This window comes from Pseudomonas sp. GM102, assembly GCF_000282555.1.
Taxonomy (GTDB): domain Bacteria; phylum Pseudomonadota; class Gammaproteobacteria; order Pseudomonadales; family Pseudomonadaceae; genus Aquipseudomonas.
Genome location: NZ_AKJB01000074.1, coordinates 1 through 19,427, shown reverse-complemented (window position 1 = coordinate 19,427; position 19,427 = coordinate 1). Strand labels below are relative to the sequence as shown.

The window sequence follows — 19,427 nt, the reverse complement described above, 5'->3', positions numbered from 1 at the left end:
GGCTTGCCCGCGAAGACGTCCGTTCTGACGCCACTAACGTGTCTCATGTCACGCAGCCATCATCTCACCCAACAGTATCTGGCCTTTTTTCTGCATGCAGAACAACCGTCACGTCCAACCCGCATCATCCGCTCGAACCGAGCTAAGGAACAATCAAAGTGAAAATCAACTGGGCCGAGAACCTGCGGCAGAACGTGCACCAACTGGCCGAGTCCCTGGGCAACCTGTTCGTCGAGACCTTCCACTACCTGGCGCTGTTCGCCATCGGTGCGGTGACCGCGTGGGCGGCGGTGATGGAATTCCTCGGAATGCTCGAACAGGGGCACATCAAGATCGATGACATCTTGCTGCTGTTCATCTACCTGGAACTGGGGGCGATGGTCGGGATTTATTTCAAGACCAACCACATGCCGGTGCGTTTCCTGATCTATGTGGCGATCACCGCTCTGACGCGGCTGCTGATCTCCAACGTCTCGCACCACAATCCGCCAGATCTGGGGATCATCTATCTGTGCGGCGGTATTCTGCTGCTGGCGTTTGCGATTCTGGTGGTGCGTTACGCCTCGTCGCAGTTCCCTTCGGTGAAGATCGAACACCCGCAACGCAAGATCGGTGCGGGTTCCGGTGAGCATCCCGAAGTGGAGAAGGGCGAGATTTAAAGCCCCATTGAAGGTCGGGGCCGGGATTTGACCAAGGGCGGCGGGTTGCGATTGTCGCCGTCGGTCATGGCTTCGAGGATGGCCACGGCGCTGTGGCCCTGTTCGATGGCGATGCCGAATTGAATGCTTTGCACCAGGCGTTTGAGGCGCTTGGGATCATTGCGCTGTTCGGCACTGATCATCCGTTTGGCCACCACGCGACCACTTTTGGAAAGGGTCAGCATGATGCTGCCGTCCAGCCCCTGAATGCTCAGGTTGACTTGATAATCCGGTGCAAAGGCATCGGTAATGAGTTGAAAGGGGTTGTCCATGATGCGTCACCGCCTAATTGAACGTGCAGTTGTTGACCGGCCATGATCGGGATTAGTTCGCAACACCAGACCATCGGCCTTCCATGTTCATGTACTTTCATCCGTGCCGCGTAGGAGACATAGCAAGGGACATGCCGGAAAAATGGTCGAACAATGAAAACGGCAAAAAAGTGGCGGGCACTCTGGCTAATGCCAGTCAGTCAAGGACAAATCGGACCTGTAGGAGCCAGGCTTGCCGGCGAAAGCGCACTTAAGGACGCCTTCGCCGGCAAGCCTGGCTCCTACGAAAAGCGGTTTGCTCGCTTGACTGACCGGCATTAGGCACTCTGGCCCGCCTTCTTTTTGCCTGCCCGTTTCAGGGCATGAACGAGTAGATGATCGCAGACAGTGCAATCAAACCGATCAACACCACAAACACGTTCGAGGCCTGATTCGAGTACTGGCGCAAGGCTGGCACGCGGCGGATGGCGTACATCGGCATCAGGAACAACAGGCACGCGATGATCGGCCCGCCAAGGGTTTCGATCATGCCCAGGATGCTCGGGTTGAAAGTCGCGACGGCCCAGCAGCTGAGGATCATGAACAGCGCAGTGATGCGGTTCAGCCAACTGGCGGACATGACGCGACCACGGCCACGCAGGCTTTTCACGATCAGGCCCTGAAAGCCTTCGCTGGCGCCGATGTAATGGCCGAGGAAGGATTTGGTGATCGCCACCAACGCAATCAACGGCGCGGCATAAGCGATGACCGGTGTCTGGAAGTGGTTGGCCAGGTACGACAGGATCGAAATGTTCTGCGCCTTCGCAGCGGCCAAATCAGCCGGGGACAACGCCAGCACGCAGCTGAAGCAAAAGAACATTACCGTGACGACCATCATGACGTGAGCGATCGCGAGAATGCCGCTGCTTTTGCGTTCGGCTTGTTCGCCGTAACGCTGTTTCTGATCGACGGCGAAGGCCGAGATGATCGGCGAATGGTTGAACGAGAACACCATCACCGGAATCGCCAGCCATAAGGTCTTGAAGAACAATGGCAGCGGCATGCCTTCACTGGCGGTGGCAAAGAACGCGCCGTTCCAGTTCGGGATCAGGCTGACGCCGAGTAGCAGCAGCGCCGCGACGAACGGATAAACCAGCACGCTCATGCATTTGACGATGACGCCCTGACCACAACGCACGATCGCCATCAGGCCGAGAATCAGCCCCAGCGACAGAATCGCCCGAGGCGGCGGCGTCATGTGCAACTGGTGCTCCATGAGACTGCTCAGGGTATTGGTCAGCGCCACGCTGTACACCAGCAGAATCGGGAAGATCGCGAAGAAATACAGCAGCGTGATCAGCTTGCCGGCGCCGATACCGAAGTGTTCTTCCACCACTTCGGTAATGTCCCCGGAACGCCCGGACAACACGAAGCGCGTCAGGCCACGGTGGGCGAAGAAGGTCATCGGAAAGGCCAGTACCGCCAGGAGCAACAGCGGCCAGAAACCACCGACGCCGGCGTTGATCGGCAGGAACAACGTGCCGGCACCAATCGCCGTGCCATAGAGGCCAAGCATCCAGGTGGTGTCGTGTTTGCTCCAGCCTTTGTGGGTTGTTTCGCTATTGCGGGTCAGATCTACAGCAGGATTATCGGCAGCAGGTGTACGTATTTCGGTCATCGTTTTCGCCTCGTTATTATTCTTGCTCGGGCTCACGTATTGCAGACGGTCAGGGAGTGCTCCTCAGCACTCCACCCAGCTCACCGCCAGGCCGCCCCGTGAAGTTTCTTTGTATTTGTCGTGCATGTCGGCGCCGGTATCGCGCATGGTGCGGATCACCCGGTCCAGGGAAATGAAGTGTTTGCCGTCGCCGCGCAGGGCCATTTGCGTGGCGTTGATCGCCTTCACGGCAGCGATTGCGTTGCGCTCGATGCATGGCACTTGCACCAGACCTCCGACCGGATCGCAGGTCAGGCCGAGGTTGTGTTCCAGGCCGATTTCGGCGGCGTTTTCAAGTTGCTCGGGAGTCGCTCCGAGTATGTCGGCCAGGCCGGCGGCGGCCATGGCGCAGGCGGAACCGACTTCACCCTGGCAGCCGACTTCGGCGCCAGAGATCGAGGCGTTTTTCTTGCAGAGAATGCCTACAGCGGCAGCGCCCAAAAAGAACGCCACGACGTCATCGTCCGACGCGTCCGGGTTGAATTTCATGTAGTAGTGCAGCACGGCGGGAATGATCCCCGCCGCCCCGTTTGTAGGCGCGGTCACCATGCGTCCGCCAGCCGCGTTCTCTTCGTTCACGGCGAGGGCAAACAAGTTGACCCACTCCATGGCTGACAGGGTGGAACTGATGACATTCGGTTTGCCGATTTCCAACAGGCTGCGGTGCAATTTCGCGGCACGGCGCGGAACATTCAGACCACCGGGCAGGATGCCTTCGTGACGCAAACCTTGCTCGACGCACTCGCGCATCACCGACCAGATATGCAGCAAGCCCTGACGGATCTCGGCGTCGCTGCGCCAGGCTCGTTCGTTGGCCATCATCAGCTCGGAAACCCGCAGACCGTGCTGGTTGCAGAGCTTGAGCAACTCGGCGGCACTGGAGAAATCGTAGGGCAGGACCACATCGCTGGCCGGCGCAATGCCGGACTCGGCTTCGGCCGCTTCGATGATGAAACCACCCCCCACCGAGTAGTACGTCTGCTCGAACAGCTCTCCGGTTTCGCCGAAGGCTGTCAGAGACATCGCGTTGGGGTGGTAGGGCAGGCTTTCGTCGAGCAGCAGGAGATCGCGCTGCCAGTTGAAGGCAATGGCCGATTTGCCGGCCAGACTCAGTTCGCCGGTTTCACGCAAAGTTTGGATTCGGCTGTCGATTGAATTCGGATCAATGCTGTCTGGCCATTCGCCCATCAGGCCCATGACACAGGCACGGTCGGTCGCGTGGCCGACGCCAGTGGCCGAAAGGGAGCCGTAGAGGCGGATTTCTACCCGCCGTACGTCGGCCAGTAAATGTTGGTCAATCAGTGCCTGGGCGAAGGTTGCGGCGGCGCGCATCGGGCCGACGGTGTGGGAACTGGACGGACCGATGCCGACTTTGAAGAGATCGAAAACACTGATAGCCATGCTAAAGCCTATACAAGCAATGGAAGAGAAATCGCCGCCATTTTTGTAGGCCAAGCGCAAGGTGGGCGATACTGCCAACCTCGGTCCTACGTGACCAACGAAACTTCCTAAGACAGCCTTTAGCAGGACTAAACAATGAGTCGCCAATTGCACGCCCAGACCTACGTCTGGCTGCACGTGTTTTCGTGTGCCGCGCGGCACTTGTCCTTCACCCGTTGCGCCGAAGAACTGCACATCACGCCGGGGGCGGTCAGTCAGCAAATTCGCCAACTGGAAGAGCGGCTGGGGTTTCGCCTGTTTCATCGTCGCGCCCGGGGTGTGGAGTTGAGCGCTGAAGGCCAGCGATTGGCTATCACCGTCAACGAAGCCTACGGCAGCATCGATGCGGAATTGCGCCGACTGGATGCGGGAATGATCAGCGGGATTTTGCGGTTGCGCTCGATTCCATCGTTCCTGAGCAAATGGCTGACCCCCAGGTTGCCGCGTTTGCAGCAGCGTTTTCCGGACATTCAATTGCGTCTGGTGGCTGAGGACAGCAGTGTTCCGTTGCACGAAGGCGACTTCGATCTGGCGATTGACCTGAACGACGGCAGTTATCCCGGATTGTTATCCACAGCCTTGCTCGACGAGCAGATCTTTCCGGTGTGTGCCCCGAGCCTGTTGCGTGGAAGGCCGCCGCTGCATGGCCCGGCAGACCTGGTGCATTTTCCGTTGCTGCACGACATCACCGCCTGGCGCGGCAGTTACGAGTATGCGGAATGGGAGTTTTATCTAAACGCCATCGGCTTCGAAGGCGCGGATGTGCGACGCGGGCACACCTTCAATCGCAATCACCTGACCATCGAAGCGGCGATTGCCGGGATGGGGGTGGCGATTGCGCGGCGAACGTTGCTCAACGATGAACTGGAGCGCGGGACGTTGATCGTGCCGTTTGGCCTGGCGGTGCCTAATCACAAGCGTTACGTGCTGCTCTATGCGCCGGGCGCGCTGAGCCATCCGGGCGTACGCGCGGTGCATGACTGGCTGGTGGAAGAAGCGGGGATATTTCGTAGCTTGCACCCGCTGGCGGAGCGGCAGATGTGACAGCTGCTGGGGACATCAGCCTGGGGCGACCCAACTCCCGACATTAACAGCGCTTTTACCCGTTGTCCGGCTTTTTTTGCGAATGAATATTTATCTTTTTTTAGGGGTTGAAATGTTCTGCGCACACACCGATTGTGTAACCAAGAGGTCACGGTGATGAAGCCCAAGGGCCAGCCGAAGGGCCTCTCGCGAGCTAGCTGAAATAAGGGATGAACTATGCAAATCCAAGTCAATAGCGATAACCATATTCAAAGCAGCATCCGACTGGAGGAGTGGGTACGTACTACCATTGAGAGCACGCTCGAACGTTATGAAGAGGACCTGACCCGCGTCGAGGTCCACCTGCGGGACGAGAACGGCGACAAGCCCGGTCCCCACGATATGCGCTGTCAGCTGGAAGCGCGGCCAAAAGGCCACCAACCGATTTCTGTCACCCATAAAGCCGCTAACCTGGAACTGGCGATCGACGGTGCGGCTGAAAAACTCGAACATGCGCTTGAACATCTGTTCGGCAAACTGCGGGGCAAACCACGTGCCGCTGTGGTGCCGTTCGAAAGGCCTGTTGCCGATGCGCTGCTGGAAGACGAGTTTCTCGAGAACGAACAGGCTGCACAAAACGGCTGAGGCCTGATTTACTTTTTACCTTCCCACTTTCTCTCCACCTGAAAAACGGGCCTGCTTATGCAGGCCCGTTCTTGTTTATGGTATTCGCCGGCTCCTGTGGTTCCATGGAAACCTGTGGCGAGGGAGCTTGCTCCCGCTGGGGTGCGAAGCAGCCCCAAAACCATCCAGTGCGGTGCGTCAGGCAAATCTCGTTAGCAGGTTTCACGACTGCTTCGCAGCCGAGCGGGAGCAAGCTCCCTCGCCACAAAGTGTTCGACCTCTGCCCCAGGGCCAGTAATCAAAACGCGACTGAAGTCTGCACATACACCGTCCGCGGTTCACCCACGTACTTGCCCTTGTTGTTGTCATCGAACGAGCGGGTGAAGTACTGGTGGTTGAAGATGTTTTTCACCCCCACCGCCACATTCAGGTCTGACAACTTAGGCCCGAAGTCATACGCCGCGCGGCTGCTGAATAACATGTATCCCGGAATCTTGCCGGTGCTGCCATCGGCGCTTTCGGCCGAGGTGTTGGCGTTGTCAGCGAACTGGTCACTCTGATAGCTGCTGTCCAGGTTCAGTTTCCACGCGCCTTCGGTATAACCGACGCCGACCGTGCCTTTGTGTTTCGAAGAGAACGGCACGCGATTGCCCTTGTTTGGCCCGTCTTCGCGGATGGTCGCGTCGACATAGGCGTAAGTCGCGTACACATCGAAACCGGCCAGCGCCGGGCTCAAATCGTCGAGGGCGTAGTTGATGCTGGTTTCGATGCCTTGATGGCGGGTTTCGCCACGGGCGATCACCGAGTCATTGGTTTGATTGCTTTCATACTGATTGTCGAAATTGATCAGGAATGCGCCAATCTCGGCACGCAACGCGCCATTGTCGTAGCGGGTACCCAGCTCCCAGGTGCGCGCCTTCTCCGGTTTGACTTCGCCGCTGGTCACCCGGTTAGGCATCTGGCTGTACTGCACGCTGCCAAATGAACCTTCGGTATTGGCGTAGAGGTTCCAGCTGTCGGTCAGGTGATAGAGCACGTTCAACGCCGGCAGGGCGGTGTTGTAGTCGCCTTTGTATTTCACGTTGGTCAGGTTGTTGGTCTGCTGCGACTCGATCATCTCGTAGCGGATGCCTGGCGTGATCGTCCACTTGCCGATGTCGATCCGGTCATCGACGAAGAATGCATTGGCCTCGGTGCCACCCCGCGTATCGCGGTCGTTTCGGCTGTTGGTGGTCGGGAGTTCGTTGCTGGCAATCGGTGTGCGGTAGCGCAGTTCGTGGCCGGCCTCGTTGATGTAGCGATAGCCGACGCCGACTTCATGGCTGGTTTGGCCGAGGTCGAAGCCTTGGGCGAAACGGGTTTCCAGGCCGCGCACCCAATACTCGCGTGGCGACAGCGAGAGGAACGTGCCCTGGTCCAGATAACCGCTACGCAGGGTCTTGGTGAAGAAGGTATTGGCGGTGAACTCGCGGCGATCTTCCTGATAGCGATAGCCGAAATTGAACATTGTGCGGCGGCCCCAGAACTGATCTTTCGGGCGGGTCGACTGGTACGGGTCAGCGTCGTAATCGGCGACGTTCAGCCCGCCGGGCATGTCCGCCTTGCCTTCGTAATACTGGGCCATCGCGTTGAAACTGTTGGCGTCATCGAGCTGGTATTTGCCCTTGAGGATCAGGTCGTCGATTTCGGTGTCGCTGTGTTCGCGCCAGTCACCGCCGCGGGTGCCCGAGTACAGAATCGCGCCGCCCAAACCGTTATCGCCCGTGCCGCCGGCCAGCAGGTTGCCGGTGGTTTTGAAGCCGTCATGGCTGGACGATGGACTGGTTTCGGTCTGAAAGCCGCCCTTGACCGTCGGCTCATCGGGAATGGCGCGAGTCACGAAGTTGACCACACCGCCGACGTTCTGCGGCCCGTAACGCACCGCACCGCCGCCGCGTACCACGTCGACCGCGTCCATGTTGCCCATGCTGATCGGCGCGAACGAAAGCTGCGGCTGACCATAAGGTGCGAAAGGCACCGGAATGCCGTCCATCAATACCGTGGAGCGCGAAGCCAGCCGAGGGTTGAGCCCGCGAATGCCGAAGTTCAGTGCCATGTCATGGCTGCCGGTGCCGTTGTTGTCTGGCGCATTGACCCCCGGAATGCGATTGAGCACATCCTTGGCCTGAGTCGCGCCCTGGCGTTCGAATTCTTCGCGGCGGATTACATCGCGAGCGCCAGGATGTTCGAAGACGTTGGTTTGCGCCGCATCGCCGAGCCAGTCGCCGACCACTTTCGAAGTGTCCAGCTCCAGCGCCGCATCCCCCGCCGGTTGCAGGCTGAAAGCATTGTCGCCCTCGGCGCGGGCTTGCAGGCCGGTGCCTTCGAGCAACGCGTTCAAACCCTCGGAAGGGGTGTAGTTGCCTTCCAGGCCGCGACTTTGCACACCGCGGGTGACTTGCGAGCCAAAGGAGATCAGCACGCCGGCTTCACGACCAAACTGGTTGAGGGCGTTCTCCAGCGAGGACGGTGCGATGTGATACGGCTTGGTGTCGGCGGCATGCACCAGAGGCAGTGCGCCGAAGCTCAGGCTGGCGCCCAGCAAGAGTTGGCGCAAGGTGCGGGTTAGCGGTGTGACGCGGAAGGGTTGCATGAAAGGCGATCCTGAGAAGGTTGAATCAAGGGGGGCTTTCCTTCTCTGTCACGCCAGATCTGAAAAACGGCTCATGTTTTTGAAGATCGTTCCCACGCTCTGCGTGGGAATGCCTCAACGGACGCTCCGCGTTCGGCTCTGGAAGTGACGCGGAGCGTCACGGGCTGCATTCCCACGCAGAGCATGGGAACGATCATTTACGCGCGCGCCTCGACCGTCACCCAATACCGTGTAAAACGTCTCACCTTCACCGGCAAACTGATTTCCAGCAGATCAAGAATCCGCTCGCTGTCGTCCAGTGGATAAGTCCCGGAGATCAGCAGGTCGGCAACATTCGCCGCGCAATTAAGCTGCCCCCGTCGATAGCGACCGAGTTCATCGAGAAAATCCCCCAGGCGCATGTGCGCGGCCACCAGCATGCCGTCGGCCCAGGCACCGCTGTTGGCGTCCAGTGGCAGGGGAGTGCCGATGCCGCGTGCGCCAAAGCTCAACTGCCGGGCGGCTTGCAGCATCCGTGGCGACCCGCCATCGGGCGTCAATTCGACGCTACCTTCGAACACCGCCACGTGAGTGCGATCGGAAAACTGCCGCACGTTCAGCCGCCCACTTTGGGTTTTCAACAGGCCTTGTGCGGTCTGTACTTGAAACGCTTGGATGGCGGTCAGCAGCATCTCGCCTTCGAGCAAGCGGATCAGCCGCTGCTGACCGTCGACTCGCACATCGACCGAACTGGCGGTGTTGAGCTGTACTTGGCTGCCATCGCCGAGCGGCACTTTACGTCGCTGGCCGATCGGGCTGCGGTAGTCGGCCAGCAACGACGTCAGCGGAGTGTGCTCGCGCATGCCCCAGGTGACCGCCGAACCCGCGCCGAGAATCAGCAACAGCTTCAACGCCTGACGACGGCCGGCGGATTTCGGTGCGTTGAGGGCGGCATGGGCCAGCGGTGAAGACAAACCGCGCAAACGTTGATTGACCCGCTGAATGTGCTCCCAGGCCCGTCGATGTTCGCCATGAGCATTGAGCCATTGCTGCCAGGCGATTTGCTGACGTGGGTTCAACGACCCTTGCTGGGCTTCCATCCACCAGTGCACGGCCTGCTCAGCTACCTTGGAGGAAAAATCCGCAGGGCTGTTCATAGTGCGAAATAGCAGCGCATCGCCGCTTTGTTCAGGTGCCGTTTGACCGTGGCAATGGAAATGCCCAGTTCGGCGGCGATCTGTGGATAAGTCAAACCATCGAGCTGAGCCAGCAAAAAGGCGCGCTTGACCAGGCGCGGCAAACCGTCGAGCAACTGGTCGAGTTCCATCAGCGTTTGCAGGATGATCGCCCGATCCTCCTCCGACGGCGCGACGATTTCCGGCATCTGCGCCAGCGCATCGAGGTAGGCGCGCTCCAGATCCTGGCGGCGATAATGATTGAACAGCACACGCTTGGCGATGGTGGTGAGGAACGCCCGCGGTTCGATGATTTGGGGCGTTTCCCGTGCCGTCAGCACTCGAATGAACGTGTCCTGGGCCAGGTCCGCGGCGCTGTCAGGGCAGCCGAGTTTGCGCCGCAGCCAACCGGTGAGCCAGTTGTGATGGGCGTGATAAAGGACTTCGACGGTAGTGGCTGACGACAACGGAACCGCTCCGGACGCATTTAGATACGTTAGAGAACAAGAATTGTTCGCATTGTAGGGGCGGGGCCTGCATCCGGCAATCGGCTCCTGGCAGCTATCTCTTCAGACTCGTTAAAAAGATCGCTGCCTGCGACAGCTCCACCAGAAGTTCGCATCCTGCGTAGGAGCTGTCGAAGGCTGCGATCTTTTGATCTTGCTTTACCGCAAAAACGCCTGCCGATACTCCCCAGGCGTACCACCCAGTGCCTGCCGAAACCGATTGGTGAAATGACTCGCACTGGCAAACCCGCACGCCAACGCAATATCCCCCAACGGCTGCGACGTTGTGCGCAACAATTCCCGCGCGCGGCTCAGTCGCCGAGCCAACACATACTGATGCGGTGGCAAACCGAAGCTCACACGAAACATTCGCGCAAAGTGGTATTCCGACAACGCACACAATGCAGCCAAATGCCCAAGGCTGATCGCTTCCGCCAATTGATGGTCGATGAACTCCACCAACTGCCGCCGTTGATGTGCCGCCAACCCACCCTTGAGGCGCAAGCCCTCACGCACGCCGACCTGGCTGAGCAGGGCATGGTTGAGCATTTCATGAGCCAGGCTGCTGGTGAGCAGGCGTTCGCCCGGCTCATCCCAGTTGAGGGTGATCAACTGCCGAAAGCGCCGGGCTTGCTGCGGGTCTTCAAGAAACGTGCGCTCGCGCAACTGCAATTCCCGAGGTTCGCGATCCAGCAGCGTGACGCAGCCAAGGGCAAATTGTTCGGGGCTGAAATACAGGTGGGCCAGGCGAATATCGCCGTTGATCACCCAGCCAGACTGATGGTCGGCCGGCAGGATGCACAGCTTGTCCGGGCCGCCCTTGGTGCCGGGCTGGTCGCGGCGAAAGGTGCCGGTGCCGCCGGCGATATAGCACGACAGGGTGTGATGGCTCGGCGCTTCGTAGTCCTGGGCGTCGTGATGGTTGTTCCACAAAGCCGCAGCCATGCCGTCACCGAGCTCGGCGCTGTGCTCCAGGCGAGCATTGGGCGAGCGGTTAAGCGCTTGAAAGACTTGCAAGGATTCCAGTGCGGCCATGATCGGTTCTCTCCAACGCCTTGCATCCTACTCCGTAGACGTTGGCCTGCCAGCCCGCCGGCCGACAAAAGCGCAAGTTTATGCAAGTGCGCCCACGATTGGCGCAGCACACTGGACCCCTAATCAGGCAATGCACTGTGGCGAGGGAGCTTGCTCCCGCTTGAGTGCGCAGCGCTCACAAAACTGGCGAAATTTGCCAGGACTTGGGGCCGCTACGCAGCCCTGCGCGAGCAAGCTCGCTCGCCACAAAGTGAACAGCATTGCCCATCCCGGAGCTGTCGCCATGAACCTTTCGTTGTATCTGCTGACCGTGCTGATCTGGGGCACCACCTGGATCGCCTTGAAATGGCAACTGGGCGTGGTGGCGATTCCGGTGTCGATCGTCTATCGGTTCGGTCTCGCCGCGCTAGTGCTGTTCGTGATGTTGCTGCTTAGCCGGCGCCTGCAAGTGATGAACCGTCGCGGGCATCTGATTTGCCTGGCTCAGGGCCTGTGTCTGTTCTGCATCAATTTCATGTGCTTTCTCACCGCCAGCCAGTGGATCCCCAGCGGTCTGGTCGCCGTGGTGTTTTCCACCGCCACCTTGTGGAACGCCTTCAATGCGCGGGTGTTCTTCGGCCAGAAAATTGCCCGTAACGTGCTGATGGGCGGCGCGTTGGGCTTGCTCGGGCTTGGCCTGTTGTTCTGGCCGGAGCTGGCCGGTCATACCGCCAGCCCGCAAACCTTGCTCGGGTTGGGCTTGGCGCTGCTCGGCACCTTGTGTTTCTCGGCCGGCAACATGCTGTCGAGTCTGCAACAGAAGGCCGGCCTGAAACCCCTGACCACCAACGCCTGGGGCATGGCATATGGCGCGGCGATGTTGACGGTGTGGTGTCTGGTCAAAGGCATCCCGTTCGACATGGAATGGAATGCCCGCTACATCGGATCGTTGCTGTACCTGGTCATTCCCGGCTCGGTGATCGGCTTCACCGCCTACTTGACGCTGGTCGGGCGCATGGGGCCGGAGCGGGCGGCGTATTGCACCGTACTCTTTCCGGTGGTGGCGCTTAATGTGTCGGCGTTTGTCGAAGGCTATCAATGGACGGCGCCGGCACTGGTGGGGCTGGTGCTGGTGATGTTGGGTAATGTGCTGGTGTTCCGTAAACCCAAGGCCCCGGTGATGCAAGGTAACGGCAAGTTGGCCTGACGTGCTGAAGATCGGTTCGGATCACGTTCAGCGCTCAGTCCGAATTGCAATATAGATCAGCAGTGGAAATATGAAATCGACGATATGTCGCGCCCAGTCCTTATAGTTCCATGTTTCCGAAAGGTCCATATTGAACCACTCAACGCCGACAACTTGCAGGCCTACGTAATAAATGAAAATGGCGATAAGCAATCCGAGAAGTGCGAATTTTTTGGCCTCATGAAACAAGTCTGCGTCTTTGTTTATATTTTTCAGTAGTTGATAAGTTCCCATGAGGCAAAAGACGGTGTAAATGACTTCGAGCGTGATGATGATCCAGTAGATTCGGTGATGGAGCATGGGCGAGGTGATGGCCCGATTACTGTATTTAAGGCTCTCTCGAGTGGTGTCCATGCTCAGGACGTGCCCGACGTATTCGTAGTTGGTAGCATAGTCGGTGAAGTTGCTATACATCATGAGCAAACCAAACAGGCTCACAAAAAACATAAGGGCCGTTTTGCTGATTCTGATGATTTGGTCGGTGTTTAGAGGGTGCAAGATAGTTGTGCTCCTTGGTGGGTTCCCGTCACGGTCGGGTAAGTAAGGAGAGTCTATAGTGCTGACTGGTTTTTTGGCGAATGACTGAATTTCAAAGTGTGTGATGTTTGTACGTGATTTATTATTTGTAGTTTGGTTGGGGCGTCGGGAAACTTAGCGGGCAGGCGTTTTAACCGCCTGCCCTTATTTAGTCAGCCTTTCCACACTTGTGGGTTTACCAGATCTTGCGGCCGCTCACCCAACAAGGCACTGCGCAAGTTGGCCAAGGCACGGTTGGCCATGGCTTCACGGGTTTCGTGAGTCGCCGAGCCGATGTGCGGCAAGGTCACGGCGTTTTTCAGTTGGAACAATGGCGACTCGGCCAGCGGTTCTTTCTCGTAGACGTCCAGGCCGGCGCCGCGAATCCGGTTGTTTTGCAGCGCTTCGATCAGCGCCGGTTCATCCACTACGGGGCCGCGGGCGATGTTCACCAGAATGGCGCTCGGTTTCATCAGCGCCAGTTCACGGTGGCTGATCAGGTGTCTGGTTTTTTCGCTGAGCGGCACCACCAGACAGACGAAATCGGCTTCGGCCAGCAACTGGTCGAGGCTGCGGAACTGCGCACCGAGCTCCTGTTCCAGCTCGGTCTTGCGGCTGTTGCCGCTGTAGATAATCGGCATGTTGAAGCCCAGCCGACCGCGACGAGCGATGGCCGCGCCGATGTTACCCATGCCGACAATCCCTAAGGTTTTGCCATGCACATCGCTACCGAACAACGGCGCGCCGACGGTGGCTTGCCATTGGCCGGCCTTGGTCCATGCGTCCAGCTCGGCAACGCGGCGGGCGCTGCTCATGAGCAAGGCGAAGGCCAGGTCGGCGGTGCTTTCGGTGAGGACATCGGGGGTGTTGGTGAGCATGACCCCGCGTTCGTTGAAGTAGGCGAGGTCGTAGTTGTCGTAGCCGACCGAGACGCTGGAGACCACTTCCAGTTTTGCGGCACTTTCCAGTTGCGCGCGACCGAGTTTGCGGCCGACGCCGATCAGGCCGTGGGCGTGGGGCAGGGCTTCATTGAATTGGGCATTGATGTCGCCGTTTTTCGGGTTCGGCACGATCACGTCGAAGTCTTGTTGCAGACGTTCGATCATCGGTGGGGTGATACGGCTGAAGGCGAGGACGGTTTTTTTCATTGGAGGCGGCTCGTCGGGCTTGGAGAATGCCAAGCACGCTAACATTCTTTTTCGCTGTTGTGCGTAGGAGCTGGCCGAAGGCTGCGATCTTTTGATCTGGATTTTCAAGATCAAAAGATCGCAGCCTTCGGCAGCTCCTACATGAAGCGAGGCTTGCTCGCGATTGCGATGGGACAGCCAGCATCAATGTTGAATGTTGAACCGTCATCGCGAGCAAGCTCGACTCCTGCAGGTACGGGTCAGTCTTGTGGGTCGACGTTGTCCGGTACTCGATTCACCGCCAGTTCGCCCAGCATGATGACCTGCTGGATGCCCAGCATGGTATTGCGATGAGTGCCTTCGAGAAAACCGGCGAAGTCACTGGCCATGACGCTGGCCGAGGCGAGGGATTCGCAGGCGTAGACCAATAAGGTTTCGGTGGTGGAGTCGGGGGCAACCTGGAACAAGTGGCTGGGTATGTGAGGGGGATTTGGTGTCGGCTTGAACATAAGTGCGTTACTCCATGCTGGGATTAATGGAGCTGCCACTTTTGTTTTCCAGACAAAGGGTGGCAGCCGTGCGCGGACTGGAAAAACCGGTCAATCCCACCAAAACCCGGCAGACCCGAAGGTCTCCCGCGCACAGCCGCCATAACATTGCGAGCAGAAAAAAGCGCCGCAGTATGCCATGTGCTGAGGTAAAGAATTGATCCAGGTTTTCCAGACCTGATCGCTGATGCGTCAGCGACCCCCAAAGCCTACCCATCTCCCGTCCCACACACCAACCGTCAAAACGCGTCGGAAACGTCCCTGAATCTCGGCGATTTGTAGGACCGTCTGTAGCTCAATTCGCCAACCGCGCCCCACCCAAACTCTCACTCAATTCATACGCCGCCAATTCCGCCTGATGCGCCGCCAGTATCTCCGGCAACGACCCACGCAAGTACTCGACCCAGGTCTTGATCTTCGCATCCAGATACTGCCGCGATGGGTAGATCGCATACAGATTCAGTTCCTGCGAGCGGTATTTCGGCATCACCCGCACCAGCGTGCCGTTGCGCAGCCCTTCAATCGCCGCGTACACCGGTAAGACGCCAACCCCCATGCCGCTGGTGATTGCAGTCTTCATCGCATCAGCGGAGTTCACCAAAAACGGTGAGCTGTTGATGGTGACCATTTCCTGGCCATCAGGCCCGTCGAAGGCCCATTTCTCCAGCGGGATGACCGGGCTCACCAGGCGCAGGCAGGCGTGGTTGAGCAAATCGCTGGGTTTGTGCGCGCAGCCGTTGGCTTTTACATAGGCGGGCGACGCGCAAACGATGCTGTAGGTAATGCCCAATCGCTGGGAGACGAAGCCCGAGTCGGGCAGTTCGCTGGCGAGCACGATGGACACGTCGTAGCCCTCGTCGAGCAGATCCGGCACGCGGTTAGCCATGGTCAGGTCGAAGGTCACGTCCGGGTGGGTTTTGCGGTAGCGGGCGATGGCGTCGATCACGAAGTGCTGACCGATGCCGGTCATGGTGTGCACCTTGAGTTGCCCGGCCGGGCGCGCGTGGGCGTCGCTGGCCTCGGCTTCGGCCTCTTCGACGTAGGCCAGGATCTGCTCGCAACGCAATAGATAGCGCTTGCCGGCCTCGGTCAGGGCGATGCGGCGGGTGGTGCGGTTGAGCAGACGGGTTTGCAGGTGAGCTTCCAGGTTGGAGACCGCGCGCGAGATGTTGGCCGTGGTGGTGTCGAGTTGCACGGCGGCGGCGGTGAAGCTGCCGGCCTCGGCCACGCAGCTGAAGGCGCGCATGTTTTGCAAAGTGTCCATGGGGTGCTCTCTTGGCGAATGGCAAATTGTGACACGAAGTTGCTGATTCTTTACAGGCGACTAAAGGCGCGACCAAGGGATTATCGCGTTAACGGTAACAAAGATTCACAAGAATCCCGGCTTATCGCCAACAAGGCCCACCCCTAGAATTGCGCCCCTGTAGGTGCGGGCTTGTGTGGCGAGGGGGCTTGCCCCCGTTGGGTTGCGCAGCGACCCTAAAACCGGTCACCGCGATCTTCAATCAGAATGCGGTGACCGGTTTACGACTGCTGCGCAGCCGAACGGGGGCAAGCCCCCTCGCCACAAAAAGCCCGTTCCCAGAAGTTCTCCGTGCCTCTCCACCTCAGGAATTTGCAGCAGTGCCGCGTCGCATCAACAGAGCGCTCAAGACGCTCAGTGTTTTGGCTTTAACCCTGGCAATCAGCGGCTGCATCGGAACCGGCGGTATTGCCCCACAGGGCAAGGCGCTGCAAGCCCATGCATTGGCCACCGATGAAGCCATTCAGAGCGCCGAACAAGACGCGCACTGGCCCACCGCCCAATGGTGGCAAGCCTACGGCGACCCGCAACTGAACCGCTGGATCGACCTCGCCCTGCAAGGCAGTCCGAGCATGGCCATTGCCGCTGCACGAGTGCGACAGGCCCGGTCCATGGCCGGCGTTGCCGAGTCTGCCGAGTCGTTGCAGATCAATGGCCAATCCACCCTCAAGCGCCACAACTGGCCGACCGATCAGTTCTACGGCCCCGGCGAGTTGGCCAACACCACAACCTGGGACAACAACGCCGCGCTAGGTTTCAGCTATGCCCTCGACCTTTGGGGACGGGAAAGCAACGCCACCGAACGTGCCGTGGACATGGCCCACATGAGCGCCGCCGAAGCACGGCAGGCCCAGCTCGAATTGCAGAACAACATCGTGCGCGCCTACATCGAGCTTTCGTTGCATTACGCACAACGGGACATCGTCGTCGCGACCTTGAAGCAGCAACAGCAAATACTCGACCTGGCACAGAAACGTCTGGACGGCGGCATCGGCACCCACTTCGAAGTCAGCCAGGCTGAAACACCATTGCCGGAAACCCATCGGCAAATCGATGCGCTGGACGAAGAAATCGCCCTCAGCCGTAACCAACTCGCCGCGCTGGCCGGTAAGGGGCCGGGGGAGGGGGCGCAGTTGCAACGGCCGGCGCTGTCGTTAGTCGCGGCGCTGAAGTTGCCGTCGTCACTGCCGGCGCAATTACTCGGTCAACGCCCGGACGTGGTCGCCAGTCGCTGGCAAGTGGCGGCGCAGGCGCGAGGTATCGATGTGGCTCACGCGGGCTTCTACCCCAACGTCGATCTGGTCGGCAGCCTCGGCTACATGGCCACCGGCGGTGGGGCGCTGGAGTTTTTGACCGGCAAGAAGCTCAACTACAGCGTCGGCCCCGCGATCTCGTTGCCGATCTTCGACGGTGGCCGCTTGCGTGCGGAGTTGGGCGAGGCCTCGGCGGGTTATGACATCGCGGTGGCCAGGTACAACCAGACGCTGGTCAATGCACTGAAGAACATCTCCGACCAGTTGATTCGTCGTGAGTCGATGGACAAGCAACAGGCTTTCGCCGCCGAGTCGGTGGCCTCGGCGCAGAAGACCTACGACATCGCGATGATCGCGTATCAGCGTGGGCTCACCGATTACCTCAACGTGCTCAATGCGCAGACTTTGTTGTTCAAGCAGCAACAAGTGCGGCAGCAGGTTCAGGCTGCGCGGTTGAGCGCTCATGCCGAGTTGGTGACGGCGCTTGGCGGTGGACTCGGTGCGGGCAATGACGTGCCGAACGCCGAGAAAACCCACCCCCCGAAAACCCCGGTTCTTTTGCGTTGAACACAAACCCTGTGGGAGTGGGCTTGCCCGCGATGGCGTCATCACATCCGACATTGATGGCGCCTGACACACCGCCATCGCGGGCAAGCCCGCTCCCACAGGTTCTGCGTCTTGACCGAATCTCAATGAGCAAAAATCCCATGACTCCCTTGCCCGCACCTTTGCGCTGGCTGTATTCCCTTGAATGGCGCAGGGGGTTCTTCGACTGGGCACGCAGCGACGGCGTGACCTGGGTGTACATTTTCAAGGTGCTGTTCGCGGCGTTCCTGACCCTGTGGCTGGCCATGCGCCTTGAATTGCCGCAACCGCGCACCGCGATGATCACCGTGTTCATCGTCATGCAACCGCAAAGCGGCCAGGTATTCGCCAAGAGCTTCTATCGCTTCCTCGGCACGTTGGCCGGGTCGGCGGTGATGGTCGCGTTGATTGCCCTGTTTGCGCAGAACACGGGACTGTTCCTCGGCTCGCTGGCGATCTGGGTCGGCCTCTGCTCGGCCGGCGCGGCGCGTTATCGCAACTTCCGCGCCTACGGATTTGTGCTCGCCGGTTATACGGCGGCGATGGTCGGACTGCCTGCATTGGCTCACCCCGACGGCGCATTCATGGCGGCGGTCTGGCGCGTATTGGAAATCTCCCTGGGGATTATCTGCTCTACGCTGGTCAGCGCCGCGATCCTGCCGCAAACCGCCAGCGCTGCGATGCGCAATGCCTTGTATCAGCGCTTCGGCGTGTTCGCGCTGTTCGTCACCGATGGCTTGCGCGGTCGCAGTCGGCGCGAAGCTTTCGAAGCTGACAATGTGCGCTTCATCGCCGAGGCGGTTGGGCTGGAAGGCCTGCGCAGCGTGACGGTGTTCGAAGACCCGCACATGCGTCGGCGCAATGGTCGGCTCAGTCGCCTGAACAGCGAGTTCATGGGTATTACCACGCGCTTCAATGCCCTGCATCAGTTGCTCGAACGCCTGCGCAACAGCGGCACTGACCAGGTTGTTGCGGCGATCAAACCGGGGTTGCAGGATCTGGCCGAAGCGCTCGACGGCTTCAGCGGTCGCGCCTTGACCAGCTTCGACGCTGCACGCCTGGCCAGCGCTTTGGCGACCTATAAGGAAAACTTGCCGGCGCGAGTCCGCAGCCTGCGGGCGACCTTTCAGGAGAGTGCTCCGAGCGACGCCGAGCAGCTGGATTTTCACACCGCCTACGAGCTGCTTTATCGCTTCGTCGACGACCTGCACAGCTATGCACAGACCCACGCATCTCTGGCCGATCACCGCCACGAACGTGAACGTTGGGACGAGCCCTTCACCCCGCAAACCAACTGGCTGGCCTCGGCGGCGTCGGGCATTCGCGCAGCGTTCATTCTCGTGGTGCTCGGTAGTTACTGGGTGGCCACCGCGTGGCCGAGCGGGGCGACCATGACCCTGATCGCTGCCGCTACTGTCGGCCTTTCAGCGGCGACACCGAACCCCAAGCGCATGGCGTTTCAGATGGCTTGCGGGACGTTGCTCGGGGCGCTGATCGGCTTCGTCGAGATGTTCTTCATCTTCCCCTTGATCGACGGTTTTCCCTTGCTCTGCGTGATGCTCGCACCGGTGATTGTGCTCGGGTCGTTCCTGACCTCACGGCCGCAATACGCCGGTGTTGGCCTGGGATTGTTGATCTTCTTCAGCACCGGTTCGGTGCCGGACAACCTCACGGTTTACAACCCTTACGCCTTCATCAACGACTACATCGCCATGATCATGGGCATGCTGGTGTGTGCGGCGGCCGGGGCGATCATTCTGCCGCCCAACAGCCGCTGGTTGTGGCGGGGG

At 59.5% G+C, this 19,427-nt stretch carries 17 protein-coding genes; 6 read left to right on the top strand and 11 right to left on the bottom strand.

The window, feature by feature from the left end; all coding sequences use genetic code 11:
• The first annotated feature begins 158 nt into the window (after positions 1-158).
• Positions 159-659, top strand: coding sequence for a phosphate-starvation-inducible protein PsiE (locus PMI18_RS09895; protein WP_007903272.1), 501 nt, complete (start codon positions 159-161; stop codon positions 657-659).
• On the opposite strand, the gene PMI18_RS09900 is transcribed toward PMI18_RS09895, so the two are convergent.
• The 3 genes from PMI18_RS09900 to PMI18_RS09910 all read right to left on the bottom strand — a co-directional run bounded on the left by PMI18_RS09900 (position 656) and on the right by PMI18_RS09910 (position 4,067).
• A complete protein-coding gene (locus PMI18_RS09900) occupies positions 656-970 on the bottom strand; it encodes a DUF3509 domain-containing protein (protein ID WP_007903270.1) in 315 nt (104 codons plus the stop codon). The two genes, PMI18_RS09895 and PMI18_RS09900, sit on opposite strands and share 4 nt — an antisense overlap.
• Before the next feature lie 355 nt (positions 971-1,325).
• Entirely contained in the window at positions 1,326-2,627 is a 1,302-nt protein-coding gene (locus PMI18_RS09905; protein ID WP_007903269.1) for a serine/threonine transporter, read from the bottom strand.
• A 63-nt stretch (positions 2,628-2,690) separates the two neighbouring features.
• Positions 2,691-4,067 carry an L-serine ammonia-lyase gene (locus tag PMI18_RS09910; protein WP_007903268.1) on the bottom strand — a complete coding sequence of 459 codons (1,377 nt, stop codon included), beginning with the start codon at positions 4,065-4,067 and terminating at the stop codon, positions 2,691-2,693.
• 135 nt (positions 4,068-4,202) lie between these two features.
• On the opposite strand from PMI18_RS09910, the gene PMI18_RS09915 reads away from it, so the two are divergent.
• Together PMI18_RS09915 and PMI18_RS09920 are read left to right on the top strand one after the other, a co-directional pair.
• On the top strand, positions 4,203-5,150 hold the full coding sequence (locus PMI18_RS09915; RefSeq protein ID WP_007903267.1) for a LysR substrate-binding domain-containing protein: 948 nt from the start codon (positions 4,203-4,205) through the stop codon (positions 5,148-5,150).
• A gap of 216 nt (positions 5,151-5,366) precedes the next feature.
• A complete protein-coding gene (locus tag PMI18_RS09920) occupies positions 5,367-5,774 on the top strand; it encodes an HPF/RaiA family ribosome-associated protein (protein ID WP_007903266.1) in 408 nt (135 codons plus the stop codon).
• Between the two features lie 277 nt (positions 5,775-6,051).
• On the opposite strand, the gene fecA is transcribed toward PMI18_RS09920, so the two are convergent.
• The 4 genes from fecA to PMI18_RS09940 all read right to left on the bottom strand — a co-directional run bounded on the left by fecA (position 6,052) and on the right by PMI18_RS09940 (position 11,080).
• Positions 6,052-8,385, bottom strand: coding sequence for a TonB-dependent Fe(3+) dicitrate receptor FecA (gene fecA / locus PMI18_RS09925; protein ID WP_007903265.1), 2,334 nt, complete (start codon positions 8,383-8,385; stop codon positions 6,052-6,054).
• 197 nt (positions 8,386-8,582) lie between these two features.
• Positions 8,583-9,521 (bottom strand): FecR domain-containing protein, encoded by a 939-nt coding sequence (locus PMI18_RS09930; RefSeq protein WP_007903263.1) that lies wholly within the window; start codon positions 9,519-9,521, stop codon positions 8,583-8,585.
• Entirely contained in the window at positions 9,518-10,006 is a 489-nt protein-coding gene (locus PMI18_RS09935; protein ID WP_007903262.1) for a sigma-70 family RNA polymerase sigma factor, read from the bottom strand. The genes PMI18_RS09930 and PMI18_RS09935 overlap by 4 nt, the downstream gene beginning before the upstream one ends.
• Positions 10,007-10,204: 198 nt before the next feature.
• Positions 10,205-11,080 carry an AraC family transcriptional regulator gene (locus PMI18_RS09940; protein ID WP_007903260.1) on the bottom strand — a complete coding sequence of 292 codons (876 nt, stop codon included), beginning with the start codon at positions 11,078-11,080 and terminating at the stop codon, positions 10,205-10,207.
• A 283-nt stretch (positions 11,081-11,363) separates the two neighbouring features.
• Between PMI18_RS09940 and PMI18_RS09945 the strand changes: the two genes are divergently transcribed.
• Complete coding sequence (locus tag PMI18_RS09945; RefSeq protein WP_007903258.1) at positions 11,364-12,266, top strand: DMT family transporter; 903 nt, start codon at positions 11,364-11,366, stop codon at positions 12,264-12,266.
• 27 nt (positions 12,267-12,293) lie between these two features.
• On the opposite strand, the gene PMI18_RS09950 is transcribed toward PMI18_RS09945, so the two are convergent.
• The 4 genes from PMI18_RS09950 to PMI18_RS09965 form a co-directional block, all read right to left on the bottom strand.
• Complete coding sequence (locus PMI18_RS09950) at positions 12,294-12,803, bottom strand: DUF2165 family protein (RefSeq protein ID WP_007903257.1); 510 nt, start codon at positions 12,801-12,803, stop codon at positions 12,294-12,296.
• A 191-nt stretch (positions 12,804-12,994) separates the two neighbouring features.
• The gene (locus PMI18_RS09955) at positions 12,995-13,969 is read right to left on the bottom strand and encodes a 2-hydroxyacid dehydrogenase (protein WP_007903256.1); all 975 of its coding nucleotides are present in this window, start codon (positions 13,967-13,969) and stop codon (positions 12,995-12,997) included.
• A gap of 239 nt (positions 13,970-14,208) precedes the next feature.
• Entirely contained in the window at positions 14,209-14,457 is a 249-nt protein-coding gene (locus tag PMI18_RS09960) for a DUF6124 family protein (RefSeq protein WP_007903254.1), read from the bottom strand.
• A gap of 334 nt (positions 14,458-14,791) precedes the next feature.
• Positions 14,792-15,760: a LysR family transcriptional regulator gene (locus PMI18_RS09965; RefSeq protein WP_007903252.1), complete on the bottom strand. Its 969-nt coding sequence runs from the start codon at positions 15,758-15,760 to the stop codon at positions 14,792-14,794.
• Positions 15,761-16,119: 359 nt separating this feature from the next.
• On the opposite strand from PMI18_RS09965, the gene PMI18_RS09970 reads away from it, so the two are divergent.
• Both PMI18_RS09970 and PMI18_RS09975 read left to right on the top strand, forming a co-directional pair.
• Positions 16,120-17,619 (top strand): efflux transporter outer membrane subunit, encoded by a 1,500-nt coding sequence (locus PMI18_RS09970; protein WP_007903251.1) that lies wholly within the window; start codon positions 16,120-16,122, stop codon positions 17,617-17,619.
• 140 nt (positions 17,620-17,759) lie between these two features.
• Positions 17,760-19,427: FUSC family protein (locus tag PMI18_RS09975; protein WP_007903250.1), on the top strand; the 1,668-nt coding region annotated here is incomplete at its 3' end.

Bases quoted from the DNA above. Each gene is read 5' to 3' on its own strand.
- PMI18_RS09900 (WP_007903270.1), bottom strand. From the start codon at position 970: ATGGACAACCCCTTTCAACTCATTACCGATGCCTTTGCACCGGATTAT.
- PMI18_RS09905 (WP_007903269.1), bottom strand. From the start codon at position 2,627: ATGACCGAAATACGTACACCTGCTGCCGATAATCCTGCTGTAGATCTG.
- PMI18_RS09910 (WP_007903268.1), bottom strand. From the start codon at position 4,067: ATGGCTATCAGTGTTTTCGATCTCTTCAAAGTCGGCATCGGTCCGTCC.
- PMI18_RS09915 (WP_007903267.1), top strand. From the start codon at position 4,203: ATGAGTCGCCAATTGCACGCCCAGACCTACGTCTGGCTGCACGTGTTT.
- PMI18_RS09920 (WP_007903266.1), top strand. From the start codon at position 5,367: ATGCAAATCCAAGTCAATAGCGATAACCATATTCAAAGCAGCATCCGA.
- fecA (WP_007903265.1), bottom strand. From the start codon at position 8,385: ATGCAACCCTTCCGCGTCACACCGCTAACCCGCACCTTGCGCCAACTC.
- PMI18_RS09930 (WP_007903263.1), bottom strand. From the start codon at position 9,521: ATGAACAGCCCTGCGGATTTTTCCTCCAAGGTAGCTGAGCAGGCCGTG.
- PMI18_RS09940 (WP_007903260.1), bottom strand. From the start codon at position 11,080: ATGGCCGCACTGGAATCCTTGCAAGTCTTTCAAGCGCTTAACCGCTCG.
- PMI18_RS09945 (WP_007903258.1), top strand. From the start codon at position 11,364: ATGAACCTTTCGTTGTATCTGCTGACCGTGCTGATCTGGGGCACCACC.
- PMI18_RS09955 (WP_007903256.1), bottom strand. From the start codon at position 13,969: ATGAAAAAAACCGTCCTCGCCTTCAGCCGTATCACCCCACCGATGATC.
- PMI18_RS09960 (WP_007903254.1), bottom strand. From the start codon at position 14,457: ATGTTCAAGCCGACACCAAATCCCCCTCACATACCCAGCCACTTGTTC.
- PMI18_RS09965 (WP_007903252.1), bottom strand. From the start codon at position 15,760: ATGGACACTTTGCAAAACATGCGCGCCTTCAGCTGCGTGGCCGAGGCC.